Raw genomic sequence first — 417 nt, 5'->3', positions numbered from 1 at the left:
AAACAATGGGCGCATCCAATCCGAAAAAGTCTGGGTTGGGCATTATGACCTTTGTCGCATTTTGCGAATTGATCTATCGATATTCGTAAAATACATCATTTTTTATTGGCTTGCCGAGTGCTTGTTTGGATTTTTGCAAATAGCGACGCGCTGCTTCATGGATTGTTGGTCGGTCGTTGGGTTCGCCTTTGCCCGGGCCAAGGGTTAATGTCCATGCACACCTGCCTTGCCATGGTTGCGGCTCTATACTGTCGGCTTACTGAAGTGGGGCGGTGGGGCAGGTTGCTCGCACGTTAATCGTCTGGACGGATGAACCCGTCATCAATATCCAGTCCGGCTCTTGCCGCGAATGGGTCGTGAAGCACTATTCCGAGCGTTTGGTATGAAGATTCTATTGCTGGGTAAAAATGGCCAGGT

The 417-nt window shown here is 49.6% G+C and carries 1 protein-coding gene; it reads left to right on the top strand.

What is annotated here, in order from left to right:
* On the top strand, window positions 1–208 hold a 208-nt coding region (locus AC3XQU_RS23015; protein WP_489876479.1), incomplete at its 5' end, for a hypothetical protein.
* Window positions 209–417: the final 209 nt, after the last annotated feature.

The organism is Telluria sp. AZSoR62 (assembly GCF_058111565.1).
The sequence above is the reverse complement of the archived record's forward strand: the minus strand, read 5'-3'. Positions and strand labels throughout refer to the sequence as shown.